The following is a 25,427-nucleotide window of genomic DNA, read 5'->3' on the forward strand; positions in this document are numbered from 1 at the left end:
TTATTGAGTAAAGGCTTGTAGGCAAGGTCCGTTTTAAACCGCCCACTGTCTCGATTTCCTGAATGGGATGTCGAGAAAGCCTATCAATTGCGCTTCGACTATTGTCCTGAATGAACCAATATGTAATATTGGCAATGAAATTTTGCTTATCACTGGTCAAGGCGCGAGCATCGGTTCGATCGTAAGGAAACACTTCCATGGGTTTTAGGGATTTATGGGACACGTTACGTGCCCGCCGGCGCATGCGCTTTGAAAATACGGATGCGTTTCCAATGAGCGAAGAGTTGCACGAACTCGAGCCCTCCACGCATTCACCCCAATCGGAGCTGGGGGTGGCTTTGATGCTGCGGCGGCGCATGGACCGCCCCCGCACGCGGATGGTGCCGGTCCTGCTGTGCTTGCTGTATCTGGCTTGCGTGCTGGTTTACTTTGCCCTGGGCGTGGTGGGCTTTTCCACGGTGCTGGTGGTCGCGGCCCTCATCGCATTGCTGGTGGTCGCTTTCATGGGCCTTTTCTATTTGGGTGTCCACGAGCATTTCGCCGACCGCCAAATGCGGTTGCCCATCGTGATCGGCTCGGCGGGCGCATTGCTTCTGGTTTTTTATCTGGAGCCCGTCACGCAGATCGCTCTGGCGCCGTTTTTGTTCGTGGTCATGGCCTATGGCCTGTTCACCCTGTCGCGCAACATGGCACTGGCGGTGTGCGTCGGTATCCTTGCGGTCTACGGAGCGATCAGCGGTTTGCACTATGCCCAGGACGAGAATGCCGCATTGCTGCGCCTGGAAGTACTGCACATCGTGTCGCTGGCACTGGCATTACCCGCCTATGTGCTGTTGATGGGGCGTGTGCGCATGTTGCACCGGTTGCTGCAAAAGAAAAGCAGCGAAGTACGCTCCATTACCGAAAGCGCGCGCCGTGATGCCCTGGCGGGATGCCTGAATCGGCGGTCCGTCCTGGCCGCCCTCGAAGAGCAAAAGCAGTTGGCGGACGAAAGCGGCATTCCGCTTTGCCTGGCCGTGGTGGATCTGGATCACTTCAAGCGGATCAACGACGAAATGGGCCACCTGGAGGGGGACGAAGTGCTTCGCACCTTTGCCAAGCTGGGGCAGGGCGCCGTGCGGGCTGACGATTTCTTCGGTCGATACGGCGGCGAAGAATTCCTGGTGATCTTTCCCGCGACGCCCTTGCTGCCTGCGCTGAACACCTGCGAGCGCATCCGCGTGCAGGTGGAGTCGCACGCTTGGGAAAACCCCCGCCTGCGGGGCCGGGTGACGGTGTCGATCGGTGTCACCCAATACGTGCTGGGTGAGACTGCCCTCGAGTTCTTCGCCCGTGCCGATGCCGCGATGTACATGGCCAAGCAAGGCGGGCGAAACCAGGTCGTGGTGCAGGAGCCCGTGGGGGCCGGCAGTGCTGCCAATGATGAAGAGGTGCAGGTGCCGTCGCACGGCTACTTCTAGGCGGGCTCTCCTGCGGCGCTCTGACTGAGCCACCAGAAAATCAGCGGTTTTTTGGGTTTTCCATCGATTTCTGGGATGCTTCGGAGATGATCCCCGAGCTCAAGACCCTCATCGCGGTTTGCAGATACGGAACCTTCGCGTCAGCGGGGGAGCAGATCGGACTGACCCAGTCGGCCGTCAGCAGCCAGATCAAGCGGCTGGAGGACGCGTTGGGATTTCCCCTGTTCGACAGGACCGGCCGTTCTGCAACGCTGAATGCGGCCGGACAGACGACTGTCGAGCGTGCGGAGGTCATCTGCGCGCTCTTTTCAAGGCTCGGTGATCCCCCCGATGAAAGCGCCACGCAAGGTGTTCTGCGCATCGGCTCCATTGCCTCGGCGCAGCCGACGCTTGTGGCCCGTGCGCTGGAGGGACTGAGGCGCCTGTTTCCGCAGGTCCGCGTGCATGTATCTCCCGGTGTCTCCATGCGGTTGATGGACGATCTCGACGCGGGAAAAATCGATGCCGCGGTGATGATCCGCCCTCCTTTCGGCATGCCCCCCGACCTGGCGTGGCAATCGCTCGTCCACGAGCCCTTCGTGCTGATCGTTCCCAAGGAGGAGACGGCGCGCAAGGATTGGCGTACCTTGATCCAGGCTCGGCCATTTCTTCGCTACGACCGGGTCTCGTTCGGTGGCCGAATGGTCGAAGGTTTCCTGCGGCGCCAGGGCCTGGCGGTCAATGAGGCCGTCGAACTGGATGAGATTCCCGGACTCATTCATCTCGCATCGAAAGGGGTGGGCGTTGCATTGGTTCCGCTGGTGGAAGCCCACCTGCCGTTGCCCGATGGCGTGCGTGTGATCTCGCTGCAGGAACACACCTTCCATCGTGAAATCGGGTTGCTCCAGCGTCGGGCCCAGAGCCGTTCGCCGTTCGTCGCCCACTTCTCGCGCAGCCTGGCAGAGGCTTCGCAGATCGGCCGCGTGAAGGCTCCCGCCGGGGCCAAGGCGCAAATGCTGGCCTTCCGCCGTCCCAAAGCGCCATAGCAGGGATACCGCGGTGGCGTGGTCGGCCCCGATGGCAGCCTTTTCCCTGTCGACCCGGATCACGGCCGTGGCGGATGTGATGACCAGACCGTCCGTCCGGGCCGCGATCTCCGGGGCCTGCCCCTTCTTTTGCGCAAAGTCCAACAGGTTGGCCACCGTACCGTTTCGAAAGAGCGCAATGCGGGTCCGTGGCGTCACCGGTCGCTATCTCACCTGAAGCCGGTCGGGTTGCACAGCCCCTTCGTGAACGGCATGGCGCCGGATACATCGCGAATGCCCACCGTGACCGTCGCCGACTCCCTGATCTTTTTCAAGGTATCGGTTTGTGCAGAGGCCGAAGCCGCAAGCGCCATGCGCACCGCGGTCACGCCAGCGCGGGTGGTGAGGGAAGGTGCATCGCGCGTTCTCACTTGGCGAAGAGCGAACCCAGGTCTGCGAAAGCCTTCATCTCGATGGCATTGCCCGAGGGGTCCAGGAAGAACATGGTTGCCTGCTCGCCAGGTTCGCCTTTGAACCGGATGTACGGTTCGATGACGAATTTCGTATGCACCGCGGCCAGCTTGTCTGCCAGCGCCTGCCATGTGTCCATGGGCAGGATGGCGCCGAAATGCCGAACGGGGACGTCGTGCCCGTCGACGGCACTGCTCGCCCTGTGGCCGCATTCCTCGGGTGCCAGGTGGGCGACGATCTGATGGCCGTAGAAATCGAAATCGACCCACTCCGGAGCGCTTCGCCCTTCAGGACAGCCCAGGAGCTGCCCGTAGAAAGCGCGGGCTTCCGCGATGTCGCGGACGGGAAAAGCAAGATGGAAAGGAATGCGTGCAGGGGTGTCTGTCATGGCGTCGCCGTGGTGTGGAAGTTCGACATGACCCAGACTTTAGAAAACAAAAGGCATAACCGAAAACGATATATCTTCTTGCTGAGCACCAATGGAATTGATGCTTGAGCCGAGGCGAGAAGGCCGCCGTGCCATGGCGCTCCGGGATCTTCCGCCGCTCTTGCCGCGCGCCGATAATCCCGCCTGTCATTTCAAGGAGCGCCAGTGGATGTCGTATTGTTGGTCAAGGCCGCCATCATGGGGGTGGTCGAGGGCCTGACCGAGTTTCTTCCCATCTCTTCCACCGGGCATCTGATCCTGGCGGGTTCATTGCTCGGGTTCGACGATGCCAAGGCCAAGGTCTTCGATATCGCCATCCAGACCGGGGCGATCTTCGCGGTGATTCTGGTCTACTGGCAGAAGATCCGGGCCACCGTGGTGGCGCTGCCCACGCAGCGGCAGGCGCGGCGCTTCGCACTCAACGTGATCATCGGATTCCTGCCCGCCGTGGTGCTGGCGCTGATCTTTGGCAAGCTCATCAAGGAGCACCTGTTCACGCCCGTGGTGGTGGCCAGTACGTTCATCCTGGGCGGCTTCGTCATCCTGTGGGCCGAGCGCCGTTCGCCCCGCGCGGTGCGCGTGCACGAGGTGGACGACATGACGCCGCTCGATGCCCTCAAGGTGGGGCTGGCGCAGTGCCTGGCCATGGTGCCTGGCACGAGCCGCAGCGGCGCCACGATCATCGGCGGCATGCTGCTGGGGCTGTCTCGCAAGGCGGCCACCGACTTCTCGTTCTTCCTGGCCATCCCGACGCTGATCGGTGCGGGGGTCTACAGCCTGTACAAGGAGCGGCACCTGCTGACGGTGGGCGACGTGCCATTGTTCGCGGTCGGGCTGGTGTTCTCGTTCATCAGCGCCTGGCTCTGCGTGCGCTGGCTGCTGCGCTACATCAGCACGCACAGCTTTGTGCCGTTCGCGTACTACCGCATCGGCTTCGGCATCGTGGTGCTGGTGACCGCCTGGACCGGGTGGGTGACCTGGGCGGATTGACGGGCGCCGGCCACTCGCGCCAGCGGCGGCCCGCCAGCCCATCCGCTGAGGCATTGGTAACAGAAAGTGATAAGCTGCCCCGCGCAAGCCGGAATGCCGGGGAATGGCAGCGGCAGGCTGCCGCAGCGCCCCTTTTAGCCCCGGTTGCCCACGCCGCCAACGACAACAGTCAAAGGTTCCCGCCGTATGACGCCAAACGAGCTGCCGGGATTTCGCACGCTGCCCGCGTCGAGGGCGGCTGCCGAGTTTTCAGCCGAAGAGATGCTGGGGCTGCTCACACGCAGCGTGGGCGCCACCGTGGCGGCGGTGAACCGGCAGCAGCGCGTGGTGTACGTGAACGACGAATACGCCCGCTGGTTCGGCGCGCCCGCCTCGGAGCTGGTGGGCAAGACGCTGCTGGAGCTGTACGGCGACTACAACCATTCGCGCTTCATGCCGTTCGTGGAGCGGGTGTTGCGCGGCGAGCGCCTGAACTACCAGCGCCTGGTGCACAACCCCGAAGGCTTCGAGGAGTGGCGCACCATCTGCCTTGCGCCCTGGCGCAACGCCCAGGGCGAGATCGACGGCTTCGTCACCACGGCCCTGGATGTGCATGAGCTGCAGGTGACCATGAATGCCTTGCGCGCGGCCAACCAGCGGCTGTCTTCGCACATGGACAACAGCCCTCTGGCCGTGCTGGAGATGGACCACGAATTGCGGCTGCTGCACTGCTCGCGCCGTGCCATCCAGCTGATGGGCTGGGAAGACGTGGTGCAGATCGAGGCGCGGTCGCTGCTGGCATTGCCGGGCACGGCGGCCATGGACGAGAACCTCACCCAGGCCCTGGCCAGCCTGCAATCGGGCCGCGAATCCCAGAACCGCGTGGAAACCTGCTTTCTGCGCGGCGACGGCACCGAGATGCACTGCGAGTGGTTCAACTCCGCGCTCACCGACGCCGAAGGGCGGGTGACCTCGATCATGTCGCTGGTGCAGGACGTTTCTTCCAAGATCGAGATTTCGCGCCAGCAGCAGTATCTGGCCAATCACGACTCGCTCACCGGCCTGTACAACCGCTCGGCTTTCCACCGCCGCTGCGAGCGGTCTCTGGAGGCCGCGCGCCACCAGGCCGGCACGGTGGCGCTGCTTTTCATCGACCTGGATGGCTTCAAGAAGATCAACGACGAGCAGGGCCACAAGGTGGGCGACGAGGTGCTGCGGCTCGTGGCCAAGCGCCTGGGCAACGTGGTGCGCGCGCAGGACACCGTGGCACGCCTCGGGGGCGACGAGTTCCTGGTGATGCTGGACACCGACGTGGACCATGGTGCCCCCCACAGCCTGGGCCACCGCATCATCGATGCCCTGGGCCAGCCGATGCGGGTGGAGGGGCGCGACGTGCGCGTGGGCGCCAGCATCGGTGTGGCGACGTATCCGCCCATCGAGGGCGATATCGAGGTGCTCATGGGCCGGGCGGACCAGGCCATGTATGCCGCCAAGCGCGCGGGCTCGGGCTGCGTGCGCTACGCCGAGCCGCCTGCCGAGCGGCCTTGACCGAACGGGCGGCCTGGCCGGCATGCCGCCCGTCCTCGCGGCGAGTGGCATGTGCGGCTTGCACGCTCCGGATCAGTCTTTCGGAGGCGGCGGCAGCGCGATGCTCTGCGCGTAGTGGAAGAAGTTCGTCGGGTCGTACTGCAGCTTGACCTGCTGCAGCTTGGCGTACGTGGGGGCATCCCAGTAGGCATCGGCGAAGTTCTCCAGCGTGGCATCGGGGTAGTTCTGGTACACGGCACCGCACAGCCACGGCTTGACCAGCTCCATCAGGCCTGCCAGCCACAGCTCCATGTGGGCGCGCTCTTCTTCGTCGCGCCAGAACACGTCCACCACCAGGTCGCAGTCCATGTGTCGGTGGATGAAGGCGCTGTCGGCCGCGGGGTAACGGTTGATGGCGCCGCCATAGGGCTCCAGGTAGGCGAGCGACCAGGTGTTGGGCGAGGTGCTGAAGTAGTCCACCAGCTGCTGCCACTGGGCCTGGGTGACCGGCTGCGCGATGTACGCGCTGGCCTTGGATTCGCAGATGTGCGCGGGCAGGTGGTCGGGCAACTCGTAGGGCTCGTTCTCCAGGTAGCTGTTCATGTCCGGGTAGGTGCCCGTCTTGTCCACCAGCAGCTTCGCGCTCGGCACGGCCAGCAGGGAGGCGATGGCGTGCATGCCATCCTCGCGCGAACCGCAGAACATGCCCTGCACCATGTACACGGGCTTGCCGTTCAGGTAGCCCAGATTCATCATGTAGCCGAGCGTGTCGGGCGCGCCCATCTTCATGTAGCTGGTCTGGAAGAGTTCCAGCACCTGCGCGGCGTGCGCCGCATCCCAGCTGATGGACCATGCCCACACCTGGTCGAGCGGCACCATGCGGTAGGTCACCTGCAGCACCACGCCGAAGTTGCCCCCCGTGCCGCCGCGCAGCGCCCAAAAGAGGTCCGGGTTCTCCGTTTTGCTGGCCGTCACGGTGGTGCCGTCGGCCAGCATCACGCGCATCGAATCCACCAGGTCGCTCTGGATGCCGAAGGCGCGCGAGGTGTAGCCGTAGCCGCCCCCCTGCACGAAGCCCCCCACGCACACGTTGCCGCAGGCGCCGGTGGGAACGTGCCAGCCGGTGTGGTTCATCGCGGCATTGAACTGTTCGAATTGCGTGCCGGGCAGCACATGCACGAGCGCCTGGGCGCGATCCAGCACCACGCCGCAGAGCAGGCTGAGGTCGATCACCATGCCGCTGTTGACCGAATAGCCGGCGGTGCTGTGGCCGCCCGAGCGCACGGCCACCCAGGCGTTGAAGGTGCGGGCGTAGGCCAGGCACAGCGCCACGTCGGTCTCGCAAGCGCAGTACACGATGACCCACGGGTAGGACTGAAAGGCCGGGTTGGACTCCTTTCGGTCCTCTTCGTATCGCGGATCGCCGGGAACGACGATGCGCCCGAGCAGGCCGTCTTCCAGCGCGGCCAGCGCCTGCCAGGGGGTGGGATCGTCTGCGGGCTGGCTGGCGGCCAGTGCGTTCAGGTGGGCGACGCGGGCGTCCTTGGCAATGCGGGCGGGACTCTTGCGATGGGCCATGGGGTGAAGCTCCTTGGGTGGTTGGACGATGGACGGAAAAAGGGTGCTCGAGGTGGAGGGGCGGTGAGGGTCGGCCGGGGCGGCACTAGGCGGAAGACAGCGCCAGGTCCCCGGTGTTGCGCCGCACGCAGAACTTGCCGCTTTGCTTGCCGGTGTACATGGCGGCATCGGCCAGCTTGATCAGCAGGGCCGGCTCGGTGGAGTCCAGTGGCGCCAGGGCATACCCGATGGTCAGGCCCACGTACAGTTCGAGATCGCCCAGCACGATGGGGGTGCGAAATGCATCCAGCAACTGGTTGCCGAGCGCATGCGCTTGCTCGGGGCTGGCCAGGTCATTGGCCATCACCACGAACTCGTCGCCGCCGATGCGGGCGACGGTGTCGGTGTGGCGCAGGTGTTCGTGCAGGCGCGCCGTCACCGCCACCAGCAGTTGGTCGCCCACGTCGTGTCCGTGGCTGTCGTTCACCGGCTTGAAGCCGTCCAGGTCGAGCATGTACACGGCCGCCAGATGCTCGGGCGTGCAACGGGCCATGGCGGCCGCCAGCGCCAGGTCGAGCCCGCGCCGGTTCGCCAGGCCGGTGAGCGGGTCGGTGTGCGCGAGCGAGCGCATGGCGTCGCGCTCGCGGCGGGCATCGCGCGCGGCCCGGCCCAGCGCCGCGGTGCGCAGCCCCAGCACGCGCATGAACAGCAGCATGTCCACCACCGTGCCGATCTGCAGGGCATGCAGCGTCCAGCCGTTGGCCGGCAGCAGGCCTTGCGACAGGCCGGCCATGGCAGCCGCCGCGATGAAGAACGCGGCGGCTGCCAGCAGCAGCGTGGCACCCAGCGGATCGCGCCGCCGCGCGCGGGCCCAGGCCACCGGCACGCTCATCAGCCAGGGCAGGGGGCCCAGGGCGGTGAGCAGCACCATGGCCATGCGCGTGTCGATCCCGTCCACGAGAAAGGCGGCGCCCAGCACCGCGCTGACCGCGGCACCGCCCTGCATGGCACGAAAGAAACCGCCACGCGCCTTGCCCTCCAGCAGGGCCTGCCCGAGGAACAGGAAGGTGGTTGCCAGTGCCGCGAAGCCGCACAGGGTCGCGATGTGCAGTTCGATCCAGAGCTGGTCGCGCCAGAGGTACTGTGCCCCGATCCCGAAGAGCTGCAGGCAAAAGCCCGCGCTTGCCGCGACGAGCAGCGCGTAGTGCAGAAAGAGCCGCTCGCCTCCTCCGATCCATTGCCCCAGGCTGTAGATCAGCAGGCAAAGGGCCAGCCCGGCGAACAGGCCCTGCAGCATCTGCTCGGCGAGCGCGTCGGAGAGAAACTGCGGGGCCTGCGCCACGGTGGCGGGCAGGACCATGCTGCCGCCCGTGCGCACGCGCACCAGCAGTTCGTAGGGCACGCCGGCGGTCATCTTGAGGCCCATCGCCGGGGTGCGCGATTGCCAGGGACGCTGGCTGAACGGGCGCATGTTGCCCATGGCGGCCTGCTGCACGATGCGGCCGCCCTGCGCCAGATAGAGGTCCACCTGGTGCAGGGCGGGGTAATCGATGTTCACGACCCACTCCGTGTTCGCCCCCGCCTGGTTGATCAGCGTGGCGCGCAGCCACAGGGCGCCCGCATGCACTCCGAGCGATCCGCCCGTGTGGGCCGGTGCGGCGAATGCGGCAGGGTTTGCCAGGGCTTCCTCGGCCGTCAGCGCCGCGGTGCGGTCGGCCCGCACCGTGAAGGTGTGCCACAGGTTCACGGACGGCATGCCATCTCGGAGCACCAGCGGTTGCGCGGCCTGGGCGGCGGGGGCGAGCAATGCGGACATCACCACCACCACGCACCCCGGAAGAATGCGGCGCAGCCAGCACCGCAGGAAGGTTGGAGACCACGGATGCAGGCGGGAAAACAGGCGCATGGCAACGGTGGCAATGGGAGAGGCGCGATGGCTTGGGCGTCAGCGCACCGTGCGCGAATGGCGGGCGCAGCGCCCGCCGGAGGGTGCCGGGCGATGTGTCATGTGCGCAAGCCGCCGCAGGGCGGGCAGAGGGCCATGCGGGGCCGGGAAGCAGCGCAGCGGGGGCGGACGGTGTGGGTACGGGGCATGCTGTATCACGTTGTAACGCTGCCGCAGTGTAGAAGAACTTTCTCCGCAGATTCCATTTTTTTGATGGTGCGGTGCGTGGGGCCCACGAAAAGCGGGTGCCAGGCAGCGGCGGGCGGCGGGCGGCGGGCGGCGGGCGGCGGGCGGCACCGGCCATGGGCGCGACCTTTCATACGGCGGATGCGCTCTGCGTCCTCGTGCTTGATTTCGGCAGATCGTCTGGGCGGCACTCTCGCACGGTGCGGAGCCGGCACAGGGCGATCAGGGAGCCGACGGATCAGGCGGCCCGGACCGCCATGAGATTCAACAGTGCGGCCTCGATGGCGGCGGCCGTGGTCTTGGGCTGCTCCATCGGGAACAGGTGGCTTCCGTCGAGCACCATCACCCGCCCCTGGGTGATGGACAGCGTCATCGCCATGCCCACCTGCCGCACCTCGGCCGATGAGCGCCCGCCAATGAACGCCGCAGGGCAGCGCAGCGGGTGCGCTCGCAGCAGCTGCGACAGGTTGTGCGGCAGGGTGTTGTAGATGGCGGTCTCCACGGCCCGGTCGAAATGCAGCATGTGCCGGCCCTCGTGCTCGCGCAGGCCGTGCTGGATGTAGTCGCGCAGCACCTCGCCGTCCCACTGCGCGAAGGCCTTCTTCTTGCGGAAATGCTCCAGCGCCTCGTCGGGGCTGGCCCAGGCATTGCGCCGGGCCCGGCTGACCTTGCCGGGCGACACGGCACCCACCAGCTGCGTCTGCTTGGCCATGCCCAGCGCACTGGCGCGCCAGCCGCTGATGAGGGGCGAGTCGATCATCAGCACGCCGCGCGCCAGTTCGGGGTTGCGTGCGGCGGCCATCACGCTCAGGAAGCCGCCCAGCGAGTGGCCCACGAAGAACACCGGCCCGCCCACGCGTTGCACCTGCTCCTGCGCGAAATCGGCCAGCTGCTGCACCAGGTGCGGCCAGTTGTTGGTGACGGGGTACTCGGGCGCATGCCCGTAGCGGTCCAGCGCGCTGACATCGAAACCCCGGTCCTTCAGGTGGCGAAACAGCACCGAGTAGGTGCCTGCCGGAAAGCTGTTGGCGTGCGAGAAGACGATGGGGAGCATGGGGCTTCGGCGGCTGCTGCTGTGGCGGCGTGCCGCCAGGGCGTCAGACGAGCTTGTCGCGCGGGTTGGTGATCTTCTTGATCGGGCGGCTGCGCGACGGCTCGACCTTGATCGGCACTTCGGTCAGGCCACCGTGCCATGCGGGGTCTTCGATGCTGTCGAACACCTCGCGCAGCTTCTCGCCCCAGCTGTTGTGCAGCATGCGGAAGTAGGGGTTGTGCTCGTCGATGCAGACGATCTTGTCGGTGGCGAACTGGCCCACCTCATACACCACCAGGTCCAGCGGCAGCCCCACCGACAGGTTGGACTTGAGCGTGCTGTCCATGGACACCAGCGCGCACTTGGCGGCCTCGTCCAGCGGCGTGTCGGGCGTCAGCACGCGGTCGAGCACGGGCTTGCCGTATTTGGATTCGCCCACCTGGAAGTACGGCGTCTCGGACGTGGCTTCGATGAAGTTGCCCGCCGAGTACACCTGAAAGAGCCGCATGCCCTCGCCCTGGATCTGCCCGCCGAACACCAGCGAGACATTGAAGTCCACACCCGAGCGCTTGAGCGCAGCGCCGTCGCGTTCATGCACGTGGCGCACGGCGGCGCCCAGCACGCGGGCGGCATCGAACATGCTCTTGGCATTCCAGATCGTCATCGGCTCGCCGCCCTCGCGGTCGGTGAGCTGCTCGGACTGCAGGATCTCGCGCACCGACTGGGAGATGCTCAGGTTGCCGGCGGACAGCAGCACCATGAATCGGTCGCCCGCCTTCTCGTAGATCATCATCTTGCGAAAGGAGCTGATCTGGTCCAGGCCCGCATTGGTGCGGGAATCGGACAGGAAAACCAGTCCGGCGTTGAGCTTGATGGCGACGCAATACGTCATGGAGGGCAATTGGGGGACAAAGGGTCGAGTGTAGGCGTTGTCGCCGTTGCGCTGCGGACTTGCCCCAAGACGGTGCGGCAGAAACAGGGGACAAACAGTGCGGCGTGTCGCCAATGTTTCAGATGATTTCGCAATATGAAAAGACATTCGCATTTCCGGACATCGGCTTCGCGTGTCGGGCGGGATTCCGCCTTGTGGTTCGAAGAATGGCGGGTGGGTGGCGACACGGTGGATCGCCGTTGTTCTCCCGCTTTTTCTTCCTCATCCACTCTTTTTCCAAACCATGACGACCAGCTCCATCTCTTCCCCTTCCCGTGCCGTTTCGCCCCGTTCCGAACGCGCCGAAGTCGCCGATACCGCCTCTTCGAACAAACGGCCTGCCGGTTCGAGCCAGCCGGGCGGCGATGCCCGCCTGGACGGCCTGCAGGCGCGGTCCCCGGACGCCAGCGCGGAAGGTGCTTCGGCCAAGCGCCCACGCACCTCGCTGCTGGGCGCGGATTCGGGCATCGCAGCCCGCGAGGCCAAGCTCGACAAGGTGTACACCACGCTGTCCCTGCAAGCCCGGCAGACCCACGCGGCCAACCAAAAGCGCCTGGAAGCCGGCGTTCAGAAGCTTTTGCAAAATGCCTCCGTGCAAGCCGAGATCGCGGCGGGCAAGGACGTGCGCGATTGCGTGGCGGACGCCCTCAAGAGCCTGCTGGAGGAAGCCCAGTTGTCCACAGATATTTATAAGCCCAAGGACGCCACACAGTTGGCGGGTTACGGTCGCTATCTGCTGCACAGCCACGCGAAGGAGGGAGAGTCGTTCTGCCTGCAACTGTTCGCGTTCGATGCCAGGCAAAAGACCCCCATCCACGACCATCCCAACGAGTGCGCTTCTTTCATCCTGAAGGGCAAGTTGTCGGAGCGGATCTACCGACCGACCGGCGAAACGAAAGACAACACGCCGCTGGCCGAAAAGACCGAAAGAAATGCGCGGACAGAAGCGTCGTTGGCCGGCTTCGGGCCTGACGAGCTGGGCGTGCCCCACAGCCTCAAGAACAAGTCCGGCGCCATCGCTCTGTCGGTGCACCTGTACCGCGACATGGATGGCCTGTCCGAAGGCCAGCAGATCGCGGCCAAGACCAAGTTCGAACGCACGGGCAAGGAATAGAAGCCCGCGGTTTCTCCAGCCGAGTAAGTCAGCCTCGCCTGAGGTCGATGGCCTGCGCGGCCTAGCCCCGTACCAGCCGCTTGAGCTGGTACAGCGCGTCCAGCGCCTCGCGCGGGCTCAGGGTGTCGGGCTGTAGCTCGGCCAGCGCCGCTTCCGCCGGGCTCACCAGCGGCCCCTCGGCCTCGGGTGGCTCGGCGAACAGGTCCACCTGCGTTTCGCCCTCGCCGGCCCGCTCTTCCAGCGCGGCCAGCGTGTGGCGGGCATGGTTCAGCACCGGGCCCGGCACGCCCGCCAGGCGGGCCACGTGGATGCCGTAGCTGCGGCTGGCCGGCCCCGGCTGGATCTCGTGCAAAAAGACGATGTTCGAGCCCGACTCGGTCGCGCCCACGTGCACGTTCACCGCGTGCTGGTGGCGCGCCGACAGCTCGGTCAGTTCGAAGTAGTGGGTGGCGAACAGCGTGAACGCCTTGGTGCGGTCGTGCAGGTGCGTGGCGATGCCGCTGGCCAGCGCCAGGCCGTCGAAGGTGCTCGTGCCGCGCCCGATCTCGTCCATCAGCACCAGGCTGTGCGGCGTGGCCGAATGCAGGATCTGCGCGGCCTCGGTCATCTCCAGCATGAAGGTCGATTGCGCGTTGGCCAGGTCGTCGGCCGCGCCGATGCGCGTGTGGATGGCATCGATGGGCCCCAGGCGGCACGACGTGGCCGGCACGTGGCTGCCCATGCTGGCCAGCAGCACGATCAGCGCCACCTGCCGCATGTAGGTCGATTTACCGCCCATGTTCGGCCCGGTGATCACCTGCATGCGCGTGTTGGCGTTCAGCCGCGTGTGGTTGGCGATGAAGCTGCCGGACGAGGTCTCGGCCAGCCGCGCCTCCACCACCGGGTGGCGCCCGCCCTCGATCTCGATGCAGGGCTCGGGCGCGAACTGCGGTGCGCACCAGTGGAGCGTGAGCGAGCGCTCGGCCAGCGCGCACAGCACGTCCAGCGTGGCCAGCGCATGCGCCAGCCGGGTGAGGGCGGGCACATGCGGCTGCAGCCGGTCCAGCAGCTGCTCGTACAGCCATTTCTCGCGCGCCAGGCCGCGCTCCTGCGCCGACAGCGCCTTGTCCTCGAAGGTCTTGAGTTCCGGCGTGATGAAGCGCTCGGCGTTCTTGAGCGTCTGGCGGCGGCGGTAGTCGTCGGGCACGCGGTCCAGGTGGCTGCTGGTCACCTCGATGTAGAAGCCATGCACCTTGTTGAACTGCACGCGCAGGTTGGCGATGCCGGTGCGCGCCCGCTCGCGCGTCTCCAGGTCGAGCAGGAAGGTGTCGCAGTGCGTCTGGATGCCGCGCAGCTCGTCCAGCTCGGCGTCGAAGCCCGGGGCGATCACGCCGCCGTCGCGCACCAGCGCCGCCGGCTCTTCATGGATGGCCGCGCGCAGCAGTTCGCCGCAATCGACCGGCGGACGCAGGTGGTCGAAGATCTGGGCCAAAAACGGCTCCGAAGCATGGAATACCCCGGCAAGATGCTCTGCTTTTTGTAGCGTCTTGCACAGGCCCAGCAACTCGCGCGGGCGCACCTGCCGCAGTGCGATGCGGGCCGTGATGCGTTCCACGTCGCTCACGCCGCGCAGCTCACCGCGCAGCGCCTGCCATGCGCCGGTGCCCGAGGCCGTGCCGCGCAGCGCCTCCGTGGCCGACAGGCGCTGGCGGGCCTCGGTGCGGTCGCGCCGCGGCTCCAGCAGCCAGGTCTTGAGCAGGCGGCTGCCCATGCCGGTCATGCAGGTGTCCAGCAGCGAAAAGAGGGTGGGCGCGTCTTCGCCCCGCAGCGTGCGCGTCAGTTCCAGGTTGCGGCGCGTGGCCAGGGGCAGGGCGATCAGCTCGTCGCTCTGCTGCACGCGCACGCCGTGCACGTGGGTGAGCGATCGGCCCTGCGTGTGCTCGGCATAGGCCAGCAGCGCGGCGGCGGCGGCGTGGGCCTGGGCCAGGTCCTGCGCGCTCCAGGCGGCAAGGCTGGCCGCGCCCAGTTGCTCCAGCAGCTTGCGCTCGCCCAAGGCGGCGTCGAACTGCCAGTCCGGCCGCAGGCTCAAGGGGCAGGCGAAGGTGCCGTTCTGGCGCAGCGCCTTCAACTGCTGCTCGAAGCGCTCGGTCACGCCTGCGCTGTAGATCACCTCGCTCGGGCCTATGCGCGCGATCCAGGCGCCCACCTCGTCGTGCGTGCATTCGGCCAGGTGCACCAGCCCCTGCGTCACGCTGAGCCACGCCAGGCCGCAACGCGCGCGGGGGCCCTGGTGCACCGACAGCAGCAGCGATTCGGCCTTGTCGGACAGCAGTTCGCTGTCGGTGAGCGTGCCCGGCGTGACCACGCGCACCACCTTGCGCTCCACCGGCCCCTTGCTCGCGCCCACTTCGCCCACCTGCTCGCAGATGGCCACCGACTCGCCCATCTTGATGAGCCGGCCCAGGTAGTTCTCCAGCGCGTGGAAGGGCACGCCGGCCATCACCACCGGCTGCCCGCCGGACTGACCGCGCTGCGTGAGCGTGATGTCCAGCAGCCGCGCGGCCTTCTCGGCATCGGCGAAGAACACCTCGTAGAAATCGCCCATGCGGTAGAAGACCAGCGTGTCGGGGTACGCGGCTTTCAGGGCGAGGTACTGCTGCATCATCGGCGTGTGGTGCGAGAAGTCGCTGCCCAGATGCGGCGCGGCGGGCGCGGGCGTGCCAGGGGCGGATGGCGATGCGGTGATGGGGGCGTTTTCTGCCGGCTGCTGCATGTTCTGGGTTCTCTCGACTTCACCGGGATCGCGGAGCGCGCGACGGCCGCTCGCTGCTGGCAATCCCCTGCGGGGTGGCATCGCGGCACCCGCTCGGTCAGCGGCCGGCCGCGGCGAACCCGCTATTGTGGACGAGCGCCCTGGCGCAAGCGGGCCTACCCACCGCATCGGCAGTGCCTTGGCCGGCAGCCGCCGCCGTGCCCCGGGCCTTGCCAAAGCATGGGTGGATGGATGCTGATTTCAAATAAAGCCAGAAAATAAGAAAAATATTCTCAATATGGCTCACTAACATGGTTGCTGTTACCCGGATCAACGGAAATCAAGCAGCGCCATGGAAATCTACCTCGACGCCAACGCCACCACGCCCGTCCTGCCCGCCGCCCGCGATGCCGCCCTGGCCGCGATGGCGGACGACTACGGCAACCCCAGCAGCACGCACAGCACCGGCCTCAAGGCCCGCGCGCTGATGGATGCGGTGCGGGCCCGGGCCCGCCGGGTGGTCGGTGCGCCTTCGGGCCAGCTGATGTTCGTGAGCGGCGCGACCGAGGGCATCCAGACCGCCGTCCTGTCGGCCCTGGACCATATGCGCAGGCAGCGCGCCGCAGGCGGCGACGGCGCCGCGGGGCCGCAGTTGCTGCTGTACGGCGCGACCGAGCACAAGGCGGTGCCCGAGGCGCTCCGGCACTGGAACACGCTGCTGCAGCTCGGCCTGCAGGTGTTGCCCATTCCCGTGGCGCACGATGGCCGGCACGACCTCGACTGGCTGCGCGCCCATGCGCCGCGCGCCGCGCTGGTGTGCACCATGGCCGCCAACAACGAGACCGGCGTGGTCAGCGATCTGGCGGGCATCGCGCAGGCGATGGCGGGCAGCGGCGCGCTGTGGCTGGTGGACAGCGTGCAGGCCCTGGGCAAGATGGCGCTGCAGTTGGCCGACCACCCCATCGACTACGCCACGTTCTCCGGCCACAAGCTCTATGCGCCCAAGGGCATCGGCCTGCTGTACGTGCGTGAGGGCGCGCCGTTCACGCCCATGATGGCCGGCGGTGGGCAGGAGGGCGCCCTGCGCTCGGGCACCGAAAACATGGCGGGCATCGCTGCCCTGGGCGCGGTGCTGGCGGCGCTGCAGGGCGGCACCACGTTCCAGCCGCCATCGGTGCTGGCGGACTACCGCGCGCAGCTGGGCGCGGCGCTGGAGGCGGCCTTCCCCGGCCTCGTCTTCAACGCGCCGCCCGGGCTCTGCCTGCCCACCACGCTCAACTTCTCGGTGCCGGGCGTGGGCTCGCGGCTGTTGCTCGACCTGTTCGACGCCGCGGGCGTGCGCGTCAGCGGCGGCTCGGCCTGCAGCGCGGCCAAGGCCCAGCCCAGCCACGTGCTGCAGGCCATGCAGTTGCCGGCCTGGCAGGCGGACTCGGCCGTGCGGCTGTCGTTCGGCCCGGCCGCGGATGCTGCCTTCATCGGCGAGGCCTGCGCCCGCATCCGCGCGTGCGGCGAATCGCTGCGTGCCAGTTGCCTGGGCCCGGCCCAGCCGGCCGCGCTGCCCGTCGAAGGCGTGACCCGTTTCGTGGTCGATGGCGCATGCTGCTACCTGGTGGCCGATGCCGCCAGCCGCCGCTGCGCCGTGATCGATCCGCTGCCCGAGCTGACCGAGCGGCTGGCCCAGCTGGTGCGCTGCCAGGGCTACACGCTGGCGGCGGTGCTGGACACCCACAGCCACGGCGACCACGTGTCATCCGCCGCCGCGCTGCGTGCCGCCCTGGCCGGCCATCCGGCCGCGGACGCAGCCGTGGATGCCCTGGGCTGGCCGCAGCCCGCCGAGCGGATCGACCTGGGTACGCTGCACCTCACCCGCCTGGCCACGCCGGGCCACACCGAAGATGCCACGGCCTATCTGCTGCACGGCGCGCAGGGCCTGCGCCTGGCGTTCGTGGGCGACACCGTCATGCCGGGCGCGCTGGGGCGCAGCGATTTCGCGCAGAGCGCGCCGCTCGCCTTCGGGCCGTCGCTGCATCGCATGGCGCAACACCTGGGCACCCGGACGCTGCTGCTGCCCGCGCACGATGAAGACCACCGCTTCGCCACCACGCTCGCCACGGAATGCGCCGCCCAGCCGCTGCTGGCACAGGTGCTCGACGGGCGCCTGGACGCCCCGGGTTTCGCGCAGGCCAAGGCGCGGCTGGAGCAGGGCATGGCACCGCAGGAGGCCAGCGGCCAGCCCATGCTGTGCGGCGTGCGTGTGGACTCGCCGTGCGCATCCGCCGCGGGCAGCGACATGGCGCCCGCCGCGCTGCAGGCGATGCTGCAGGCCCCGCAGCCCGCCCTGCTGCTGGTGGACGTGCGCGAGCCCTACGAGCAGCGCCTGGGCCGGGCGCCCGACCTGGGGGCACCCGTGCAGCGCCAGGCCGTGCCGCTGTCGGCCCTGGTGAACGCGCTGCCCGAATGGCTGGCCCTGTCGCCCGACACGCCCGTCCTGTTCTTTTGCCGCAGCGGCAACCGCAGCGCGCAGGCGGCCAAGGCGCTGCGCCGGCTGGGCCACGCCCGGGCCTGGAGCCTGGCGGGCGGCATGGCGCTGTGGCGCAGTTGACGGGCGGTGCGCCTGGCCGGTGCGCAGGCATGCGGCCAAAAATGCCTCCAGCACAATCAGTACTAGGGCATGTTGCTATTAAAAATATAGCAAATGCCTGGTGCGGCCAGATGGCGGGCGGGTGTGCCTGCCGCCCCAGGGCCGCAGATGCCTACCGCGCGTAATTGAGCGGCAGCGCCGTGGTGAACTTGATCTCTTCCATCGCGAAGCTGGAGCTGATGTCGCACAGGTGGTTGCTGGCGATCAGCTTCTTGTAGACCCGGTCGTAGGCCGCGATGTCGGGCACCACCACGCGCAGCAGGTAGTCGATCTCGCCGCTCATGCGGTAGAACTCGACGACCTCCGGCATGACCTGGATGGTGGCCTTGAACTTGTCGAACCACTCCTGCGTGTGGGTGCTGGTGCGCACCGACACGAACACCGTCACGCCGACGTTGACCTTCTGCGCGTCGACCAGCGCCACGCTCTTCTTGATGACGCCGCTCTCCTTGAGTCGCTGCACCCGGCGCCAGCACGGCGTGGTCGAGAGCCCCACCTTGGCGGCGATCTCGGCCCCTTGCTGGTCCGCGTCTTCCTGCAACAGATCCAGGATCTTTTGGTCAATGGCGTCTAGTTTCACGTTGGGCTCGGCTGGAAATTCGTAGGAAGGAAGGGGGTCGCCTTGGCCGGCGAGCGGTGGCGTCGGGGCCTGGGTCAGGCGCCTTCGATTCCGCCACGCGGATTTTGCATCGACTGAATGGTCACCGCGTGCCTGAAGGCCCGGACGCACCCCTCGAACCCGGCCGTACTCGGCCCTTTCAGAGGGGCGGGGTTTTTCAGCGCCGCTCAAGCGTCAGGAAAGTGTAAGGCAGGCCGCCCGCACTCCGATGGCTTTCGCGGGCGGTTTCCACCCATTCGGGGCCCAGTTCGGGCGCATAGGCATCGCCTTCGAACGCCTGCCCGATCTCGGTGGCCTCGATGCGCATGGCCAGCGGCAGGGCCTGCGCGTACAGCTGCGCGCCGCCGATCACCCAGGTGGTGGGGCCCTCGGCCTCGGCCATCCGAAGGGCCTCGGGCAGGCCCGCGGCGCGGCGGGCGCCTTCGGCCTGCCAATCCGGCTGGCGCGTCACCACGATGTTGGCGCGTCCCGGCAACGGCCGAAAGCGCGGCGGCAGCGAATCCCAGGTCTTGCGGCCCATCACCACGGGGCAGCCGTTGGTCAGCCGGCGAAAGTGCGCCAGGTCTTCCGGCAGGTGCCAGGGCATGGTGCCGTCCTTGCCGATCACGCCGTTGGCGGCGCGCGCATAAATCAGGTGCAGGGCCATGGGAGAGGGCTTTCGCAAAGACGGGAAGAGGGGGAAGCCGCGCTCAGAAATGCAGGAACGCCATGGTGCCGACGCCCAGGCCGATGGCGGCCACGCCGTACATGCCGTATTCCAGCCACTTCTTGCGCGTGAGCAGCGCGATGGCCGCCAGGGCAATGGCCACCTGCAGCGCGGTGGTGGCCTGGGCCCAGCGGTGGTGCTGGTGCATCTGGGCCTCGCTCTGGTGGTCGAAGTCGAGCGACTCGCGCTCCAGCTTCTCGGCCTGCGTCTTGATCTCGTTCTTCTCGGCCTCGTAGCGGTCCAGCTTGGTCTGGTAGCTGCCCTTGCGGTCCTCGGGCGCCAGGTCGCGGGCCATTTCGGTCAGCGATTGCTTGGTGCTCTTGGACTGGAAGTAATTCCACTGGTTGGAGGCCTCCGTCTTGCGGATGGCTGCGTCGTTCTTCAGCAGCCCGGCATTGGCCTGCGTGGCCCCGCCCATATACGAAAAGATGGCGCCCACCGTCGCCACGATCGCGGTGAACATGGCGATCTTGCTGGTGGACGATCCGCCGCCCTCGTGCGCGTGGGCCTCGTGGGGGCCGTGGCCCTGGCTGGCATGCTCGACCGCATGGTCGTGGGGGCCGTGTACGTGAAATCCGCCGGAAGACATAGTGAGTGGATGGTGGAAAGCGTCGGTTGGGACGGGAAAAACGGGGCGGAACCCGAAGGCGCCGTCCCACTGAAGGGTTCGCAACGGGGCGCCATCTTAGAGCGTGTCGGTGACCTGCCGGCGCCGCAACGCTCAAGCCGATCCCGCAGGCCGTGGCAGGCGGCACCGCGCCGCAATGCCCAGGAAGTGCGCCAGCCCCGGCGTGACCAGGCCCTCGACCTTGGCCTGGTCGTCCCACAGCCGCAGGCGCACGGCCTCCTCAGCGTGCGGACGACCGATGAAGGCCCGGGCCTCCTGCGCACCGAAAACGCCGCCCTGCAGCACCAGGCTGCGCTGCGAGTCGGCCGACAGCGCCGACCGGTAATGCGGCCGGGTGGCGCACAGATAGCGCTTGGCGTCCACGTGCCAGCGGATGGCCTCGAGCACACGGTCCCCGAACAGACCGCGCAGAAAGGGCAGGGCGCTGAACTGATGCAGGTCGTCGATGCCGTGCGCCGTGGGGGTGTCGCCATGGTCCTGCAGCAGGTGGCCCAGGTCGTGCAGCAGCGCCGCGGTGATGAGTTCGTCGTCCGCGCCCGCCTGTTGCGCCAGCCAGGCGGTCTGCAGCGCGTGCGCGGTCTGCGTGACCGGCTCGCCGCTGTACTGCGTGCCGCCATGGCGCTCGAACAGCAGGGCGATGTCGTCGAAGGCCAGCGGCATGGTCAGGCCTCGGCGGTGGTGCGAGTGGCCCGCCGGCGCGCCGGGGCCGGCGCGGCGAGGGGGGCTTCTGGCGCGGGGTGGTAGTTCTGCAGGGTGCGTTCGCGGCTGTTCATCACGTGGTCGAACATCGCCTGGCCCGCGGCCTCGGCATTGCGCGCCGCGATCGCCTTGACGATCTGCCGGTGCTCGCGGGTGTACACCGCCATGGATTCGACGGTGAGGTTGCGGCGCCGGATCAGCGACAACTCCTTGATGAGGCGCCGGTAATGGGCGGTGAACTTGGCGTTTCCGGCCAGCTGCAGCAGGGCGTCGTGGAACTCCAGGTTGAAGCGGTGGAAGTCCTGCGCGTTGCCGGCCTTGGTGGCCGCGTCCATGGCATCGACCCATTGGCGCAGCGCTTTCGTCTGGGCGGCGGTGCAGGTTTCGGCGAGCTTGCGGCCGATGTACATCTCCATCACCGCGCGCAGCTCGAAAATCTCCAGGGCCTCGTCCAGCGCGATGTCGCGCACGAAGACGCCGCGGTTTTTCTCGGTGCGCACCAGGCCGGCCTCGTCGAGCATGCGGAACGCATCGCGCACCGGGCCACGCGACACGCCCAGGCGGGTGGCTAGGGTGGATTCGGTCAGCTTCTCCCCGGGCTGGAACTCGGAAGCCAGGATCATGCGCTCGATCTCGTTTTGCACGAGGCCGGCGAGCGAGTTGCCCTGAAGCTGTGCGATGGCGGCGTTCGTGGGGCTCTGGACGGCCATGGATCAAGTTCTCCCAAAAAAGACGATTTTGCAGATTGTCTACGATCTACAAAAAACAATCGGCCCGACATGGCCCTCATTTTGCTTGGCAAGAATGTCATGAGGATGACACGGGCGGGCACCAAAGTTCCACCCGTTCAACCCCTGGAGCATTTCCATGCAACGCATCCCACGGCCGCTTTCCGCGGCAATTCTCGGACTGGTCCTGGCCGCTGCGGCTGGCTCGGCCTTCGCGCAAAAGCAGCAGCTGATCGTCTATACCGCCCTGGAGACCGACCAGCTCAAGGCCTACCAGGAAGCGTTCAATGCGGTGAACCCGGACATCGAGATCAAGTGGGTGCGCGACTCCACGGGCGTCATCACCGCCAAGCTGCTGGCCGAGAAAGCCAACCCGCAGGCGGACGTCGTCATGGGCGTGGCGGCCACCAGCCTGGCGCTGTTCGACCGCAACGGCATGCTGGAGCCCTACGCGCCGCTGAACATCGACGCGATCATGCCGGCCTACCGCGACAAGAAGAACCCGCCCGCTTGGTTCGGCATGGACGTGTTCGGCGCCACCGTGTGCTTCAACACCGTGGAGGCCAAGAAGCGCAACATTCCCCTGCCCACGACCTGGAAGGATCTGACCCGGCCCGAGTTCAAGGGCCAGGTGGTGATGCCCAATCCGGCGTCCTCCGGCACCGGCTACCTGGACGTGGTGTCCTGGCTGCAGATGTGGGGCGACGAGGGTGGCAAGGGCGGCGGCTGGAAGTACATGGACGCGCTGCACGAGAACATCGGCCAGTACACGCACTCCGGCTCCAAGCCCTGCAACATGGCGGCTTCCGGCGAGTACGTCGCGGGCATCTCCTTCGAGTACCGCGGCCACACCAACAAGGCCAAGGGCGCTCCGATCGAGCTGGTGTTCCCCAAGGAAGGCCTGGGCTGGGACCTGGAAGGCTTCGCCATCTACAAGGGCACCAAGAAGCTGGACGCGGCCAAGAAGCTGGCCGACTGGGCGTCGTCGAAAGATGCCATGAAGCTCTACGGCAAGAACTTCGCCATCACCGCCCAGCCGGGCATCGCGCCCAAGCTGGCCGGCATTCCGGACGACTATGAAGCGCGCCTGATCCGGCTCGACTTCGACCAGGCCGCCGCCAGCCGCGAGGCCACGCTGGCCGAATGGTCCCGGCGCTACGACAGCAAGAGCGAAGCGAAGAAGTAGAAAACCGATGGACAACGACGACGGCAGCTTCCTCGCGCTTCGCGGGATTCACAAGCGATTCGGCGCTTTCACCGCGCTCGGCAGCATCGACCTGTCGATCCGCCAGGGGGAGTTCGTCTGTTTTCTCGGGCCGTCGGGCTGCGGCAAGACCACCTTGCTGCGCATCGTGGCGGGGCTGGAAACCCAGACCGCCGGCCGCATCGTGCAGGCGGGCCGGGACATCTCGGTGGCGCCGCCGGCCGAGCGCGACTACGGGATCATGTTCCAGTCGTATGCGCTGTTTCCCAACCTGACGGTGGCGCAGAACGTGGCCTACGGGCTGGTCAACCGGCGCGAGGGACGCGCGCGGATCGCGGCGCGCGTGGACGAGCTGCTGCACCTGGTCGGGCTGCCGGGCAGCGGGCCGAAGTTTCCTGCGCAGATGTCGGGCGGCCAGCAGCAGCGCATCGCGCTGGCGCGCGCCCTGGCCACGTCGCCGGGCCTGCTGCTGCTGGACGAGCCGCTGTCGGCGCTGGACGCTACGGTGCGCGTGCACCTGCGCAACGAGATCCGGTCGCTGCAGCGCAGACTGGGCGTGACCACCATCATGGTCACGCACGACCAGGAGGAGGCCCTGTCGGTGGCCGACCGCATCGTGGTCATGAACCACGGCGTGATCGAGCAGGTCGGCACGCCCATGCAGGTCTACCGCGAACCCGCATCGCCCTTCGTGGCGGACTTCGTCGGCAAGGTCAACCGGCTGGACGCGGTGGCCGAGGGCGGCCACTGGTTCCGCTGCGGCGACAAGCGCCTGCAGTGCGTGCCCGGCGCGGGCACGGAATTCCGGCCGGGCAGCGCGGTGTCGCTGTACCTGCGGCCCGAGGACCGCGTGGTCGGTGCCGCCGTGCAGGACGACCCGCTGCAGTGCGCCGGCACCGTGCGCCACATCGAGTTCCTGGGCGGCAACTGCCTGGCCGAGATCGACGTCGACGGCCTGGGCGGACAGCCGCTGCAGCTGCAGTATTCGCTCAACCAGATGGACGAGTTCGGGGTGCGCGAAGGCACGCGCGTGCGCTTCGCCCTGCGCGCCGACCGGCTGCGCGTGTTCGCCACCGGCGCCGCCGCATGAGCGCGGTGGCGGCGGCCGTTCGCGCGGCGCCCCTGCACCAGCGGGTGCATTGGAGCGACCGGCTGGCCCACCTCGGCCTGCTGGGCGTGGTGGCGCTGCTGGGCGTCGGACTGGTGGCGCCGCTGCTGCTCATCCTGTCGAAGGCGCTGGATGCACCGCAGGGCGGGGCGGTGTCGGGGCTGGGGGCCTTCACCGCCTACCTGGCCTCGCCCGCCTTGCTCACCAGCCTGTGGAACAGCGTGTGGGTGTCGCTGCTGGTGACCGCCATCGTGCTGCCGCTGGCCTTCGCCTTCGCCTATGCGCTGACCCGCAGTTGCATGCCGGCCAAGACGCTGCTGCGCACGGTGATGCTGCTGCCGCTGCTGGCGCCTTCGCTGCTGTCGGCCATCTCGCTGATCTACTGGTTCGGCAACCAGGGCGTGGCCCGGGACTTCTGGACGGCGCTGGGGTTCACCGGCATCTACGGCGCATCGGGCATCGTGCTGGCCGAGTGCTTCGCGGTGTTTCCGCACGTGCTGATGATCCTGGTCACGGCGCTCTCGCTGGCCGATGCGCGCCTGTACGAGGCGGCCGATGCGCTCGGCACCGGCACGCTGCGCAAATTCTTCACCATCACCCTGCCGGGCGCCAAGTACGGGCTGATCTCGGCCGCGCTGGTGTGCTTCACCCTGGTCATCACCGACTTCGGCATTCCCAAGGTCGTGGGCGGCAACTTCAACGTGCTGGCCACCGACGTCTTCAAGCTGGTCATCGGCCAGCACGACTTCCAGCGCGGCGCGGTGGTGGCGCTGCTGCTGTTGCTGCCGGCGGTGCTCACCTTCGCCATCGACGGTCTGGTGCAGCGCCGGCAGACCGCCACCCTCACGGCGCGCGCCGTGGCGCTGGTGCCGCGGCGCGCGCGCGGATTCGATGCGGCCATGGCGCTCTATTGCCTGTGCATCGCCGCCCTGGTGCTGGCCATGTTCGGCATGGCGGTGTTCGCCTCCTTCGCCAAGCTGTGGCCGTACAACCTGTCGCCCAGCCTGGACCATTACGTCGCGGGCCTGATCGATGCCGACCTGGCCGATGCCCTGGCCAACAGCCTGAAGCTCGCCTGCGGCACGGCGGTGGTGGGGACGGCCGTGGTGTTCGTCGGCGCCTACCTGCTGGAAAAGACCCGGGGCCTGCAAGCCCTGCGGCCGGTGGTGCGGCTGGCGGCCATGCTGCCCATGGCCGTTCCCGGCCTGGTGCTGGGCCTGGGCTACATCTTCTTTTTCAACGCGCCGGCCAACCCGCTGCACGGCCTGTACCAGACGCTGCCGCTGATGGTGCTGTGCACGGTGGTGCACTTCTACACGACCGGCCACCTCACCGTGGTGACGGCGCTCAAGGCGCTGGACGCCGAGTTCGAAGCGGTGTCCGCCTCGCTCAAGGTGCCGCTCTACAAGACCTTCTGGCGCGTGACGCTGCCCATCTGCCTGCCGGTGCTGCTGGACGTGTCGCGCTATTTCTTCATCAGCGCCATGACGACGATCTCGGCCGTGGTGTTCCTCTACTCGCCCGACACCCGGCTGGCCTCGGTCGCCATCCTGAACCTGGACGAGGCCGGCGACACCGGCCCGGCCGCGGCCATGGCGGTGCTGATCGCCGCCACCTCGGCGGTGGTCACGCTGCTGTACCTGGCCGCGGGCCATGGGGTCGAGCGGCGCACCCAGGCCTGGCGGGCACCGCTCCGATGAAGGCGATGAACCTCTGAAAACACAGCGCGCAGCGAAGAA

General features: G+C 67.5%; 21 protein-coding genes. 9 read left to right on the plus strand and 12 right to left on the minus strand.

Annotated features, from left to right (window positions below):
• The first annotated feature begins 197 nt into the window (after nt 1–197).
• Together R1Z03_RS14285 and R1Z03_RS14290 are read left to right on the plus strand one after the other, a co-directional pair.
• Complete coding sequence (locus R1Z03_RS14285) at nt 198–1,460, plus strand: GGDEF domain-containing protein (protein ID WP_317351989.1); 1,263 nt, start codon at nt 198–200, stop codon at nt 1,458–1,460.
• Between the two features lie 86 nt (nt 1,461–1,546).
• Nucleotides 1,547–2,485: a LysR family transcriptional regulator gene (locus R1Z03_RS14290; RefSeq protein WP_317351992.1), complete on the plus strand. Its 939-nt coding sequence runs from the start codon at nt 1,547–1,549 to the stop codon at nt 2,483–2,485.
• A gap of 209 nt (nt 2,486–2,694) precedes the next feature.
• On the opposite strand, the gene R1Z03_RS14295 is transcribed toward R1Z03_RS14290, so the two are convergent.
• Nucleotides 2,695–2,853, minus strand: coding sequence for a hypothetical protein (locus R1Z03_RS14295; protein ID WP_317351995.1), 159 nt, complete (start codon nt 2,851–2,853; stop codon nt 2,695–2,697).
• 38 nt (nt 2,854–2,891) lie between these two features.
• A complete protein-coding gene (locus R1Z03_RS14300) occupies nt 2,892–3,323 on the minus strand; it encodes a VOC family protein (RefSeq protein WP_284428934.1) in 432 nt (143 codons plus the stop codon).
• Nucleotides 3,324–3,527: 204 nt separating this feature from the next.
• Here R1Z03_RS14300 and R1Z03_RS14305 point away from each other — a divergent pair, with 204 nt between their 5' ends.
• Both R1Z03_RS14305 and R1Z03_RS14310 read left to right on the plus strand, forming a co-directional pair.
• Nucleotides 3,528–4,352, plus strand: a complete 825-nt coding sequence (locus R1Z03_RS14305; protein WP_272564344.1) for an undecaprenyl-diphosphate phosphatase — start codon at nt 3,528–3,530, stop codon at nt 4,350–4,352.
• 186 nt (nt 4,353–4,538) lie between these two features.
• A complete protein-coding gene (locus tag R1Z03_RS14310) occupies nt 4,539–5,879 on the plus strand; it encodes a diguanylate cyclase domain-containing protein (protein WP_317352000.1) in 1,341 nt (446 codons plus the stop codon).
• A 72-nt stretch (nt 5,880–5,951) separates the two neighbouring features.
• Here the strand turns inward: R1Z03_RS14310 and R1Z03_RS14315 are convergent, their stop codons facing one another.
• From R1Z03_RS14315 to R1Z03_RS14330, 4 genes are all read right to left on the minus strand, one after another.
• The gene (locus tag R1Z03_RS14315; RefSeq protein WP_317352003.1) at nt 5,952–7,436 is read right to left on the minus strand and encodes an FAD-binding oxidoreductase; all 1,485 of its coding nucleotides are present in this window, start codon (nt 7,434–7,436) and stop codon (nt 5,952–5,954) included.
• 85 nt (nt 7,437–7,521) lie between these two features.
• Entirely contained in the window at nt 7,522–9,321 is a 1,800-nt protein-coding gene (locus R1Z03_RS14320; protein ID WP_317352006.1) for a diguanylate cyclase, read from the minus strand.
• Nucleotides 9,322–9,784: 463 nt separating this feature from the next.
• Nucleotides 9,785–10,600: an alpha/beta hydrolase gene (locus tag R1Z03_RS14325; protein ID WP_317352009.1), complete on the minus strand. Its 816-nt coding sequence runs from the start codon at nt 10,598–10,600 to the stop codon at nt 9,785–9,787.
• 43 nt (nt 10,601–10,643) lie between these two features.
• On the minus strand, nt 10,644–11,471 hold the full coding sequence (locus R1Z03_RS14330) for a proteasome-type protease (RefSeq protein ID WP_284394794.1): 828 nt from the start codon (nt 11,469–11,471) through the stop codon (nt 10,644–10,646).
• A 283-nt stretch (nt 11,472–11,754) separates the two neighbouring features.
• Between R1Z03_RS14330 and R1Z03_RS14335 the strand changes: the two genes are divergently transcribed.
• A complete protein-coding gene (locus R1Z03_RS14335; protein ID WP_317352013.1) occupies nt 11,755–12,624 on the plus strand; it encodes a cysteine dioxygenase family protein in 870 nt (289 codons plus the stop codon).
• Nucleotides 12,625–12,685: 61 nt separating this feature from the next.
• Here the strand turns inward: R1Z03_RS14335 and mutS are convergent, their stop codons facing one another.
• Nucleotides 12,686–15,268, minus strand: a complete 2,583-nt coding sequence (gene mutS / locus R1Z03_RS14340) for a DNA mismatch repair protein MutS (protein ID WP_317360378.1) — start codon at nt 15,266–15,268, stop codon at nt 12,686–12,688.
• A gap of 439 nt (nt 15,269–15,707) precedes the next feature.
• Between mutS and R1Z03_RS14345 the strand changes: the two genes are divergently transcribed.
• Nucleotides 15,708–17,957, plus strand: a complete 2,250-nt coding sequence (locus R1Z03_RS14345; RefSeq protein ID WP_317352016.1) for an aminotransferase class V-fold PLP-dependent enzyme — start codon at nt 15,708–15,710, stop codon at nt 17,955–17,957.
• Nucleotides 17,958–18,108: 151 nt separating this feature from the next.
• Here R1Z03_RS14345 and R1Z03_RS14350 read toward each other — a convergent pair whose 3' ends face one another.
• From R1Z03_RS14350 to R1Z03_RS14370, 5 genes are all read right to left on the minus strand, one after another.
• A complete protein-coding gene (locus tag R1Z03_RS14350) occupies nt 18,109–18,576 on the minus strand; it encodes an Lrp/AsnC family transcriptional regulator (protein ID WP_272564333.1) in 468 nt (155 codons plus the stop codon).
• Nucleotides 18,577–18,772: 196 nt separating this feature from the next.
• Nucleotides 18,773–19,261 (minus strand): dihydrofolate reductase, encoded by a 489-nt coding sequence (locus R1Z03_RS14355; RefSeq protein ID WP_284428927.1) that lies wholly within the window; start codon nt 19,259–19,261, stop codon nt 18,773–18,775.
• 43 nt (nt 19,262–19,304) lie between these two features.
• On the minus strand, nt 19,305–19,910 hold the full coding sequence (locus R1Z03_RS14360; RefSeq protein WP_272564330.1) for a DUF4337 domain-containing protein: 606 nt from the start codon (nt 19,908–19,910) through the stop codon (nt 19,305–19,307).
• Between the two features lie 132 nt (nt 19,911–20,042).
• Nucleotides 20,043–20,609: a phosphonate degradation HD-domain oxygenase gene (locus R1Z03_RS14365; protein ID WP_317352019.1), complete on the minus strand. Its 567-nt coding sequence runs from the start codon at nt 20,607–20,609 to the stop codon at nt 20,043–20,045.
• A 2-nt stretch (nt 20,610–20,611) separates the two neighbouring features.
• On the minus strand, nt 20,612–21,358 hold the full coding sequence (locus R1Z03_RS14370) for a phosphonate utilization associated transcriptional regulator (protein ID WP_317352022.1): 747 nt from the start codon (nt 21,356–21,358) through the stop codon (nt 20,612–20,614).
• A gap of 157 nt (nt 21,359–21,515) precedes the next feature.
• Between R1Z03_RS14370 and R1Z03_RS14375 the strand changes: the two genes are divergently transcribed.
• Genes R1Z03_RS14375 through R1Z03_RS14385 form a run of 3 tightly spaced genes read left to right on the plus strand, consistent with a single transcriptional unit; the run spans nt 21,516 to nt 25,388 of the window.
• A complete protein-coding gene (locus R1Z03_RS14375) occupies nt 21,516–22,562 on the plus strand; it encodes a putative 2-aminoethylphosphonate ABC transporter substrate-binding protein (protein ID WP_317352024.1) in 1,047 nt (348 codons plus the stop codon).
• Nucleotides 22,563–22,569: 7 nt separating this feature from the next.
• Nucleotides 22,570–23,670: a putative 2-aminoethylphosphonate ABC transporter ATP-binding protein gene (locus R1Z03_RS14380; RefSeq protein WP_317352027.1), complete on the plus strand. Its 1,101-nt coding sequence runs from the start codon at nt 22,570–22,572 to the stop codon at nt 23,668–23,670.
• Nucleotides 23,667–25,388, plus strand: a complete 1,722-nt coding sequence (locus R1Z03_RS14385; RefSeq protein WP_317352030.1) for a putative 2-aminoethylphosphonate ABC transporter permease subunit — start codon at nt 23,667–23,669, stop codon at nt 25,386–25,388. The genes R1Z03_RS14380 and R1Z03_RS14385 overlap by 4 nt, the downstream gene beginning before the upstream one ends.
• Nucleotides 25,389–25,427: the final 39 nt, after the last annotated feature.

It is taken from the genome of Acidovorax sp. BLS4, assembly GCF_032929295.1.
GTDB lineage: Bacteria > Pseudomonadota > Gammaproteobacteria > Burkholderiales > Burkholderiaceae_C > Paracidovorax.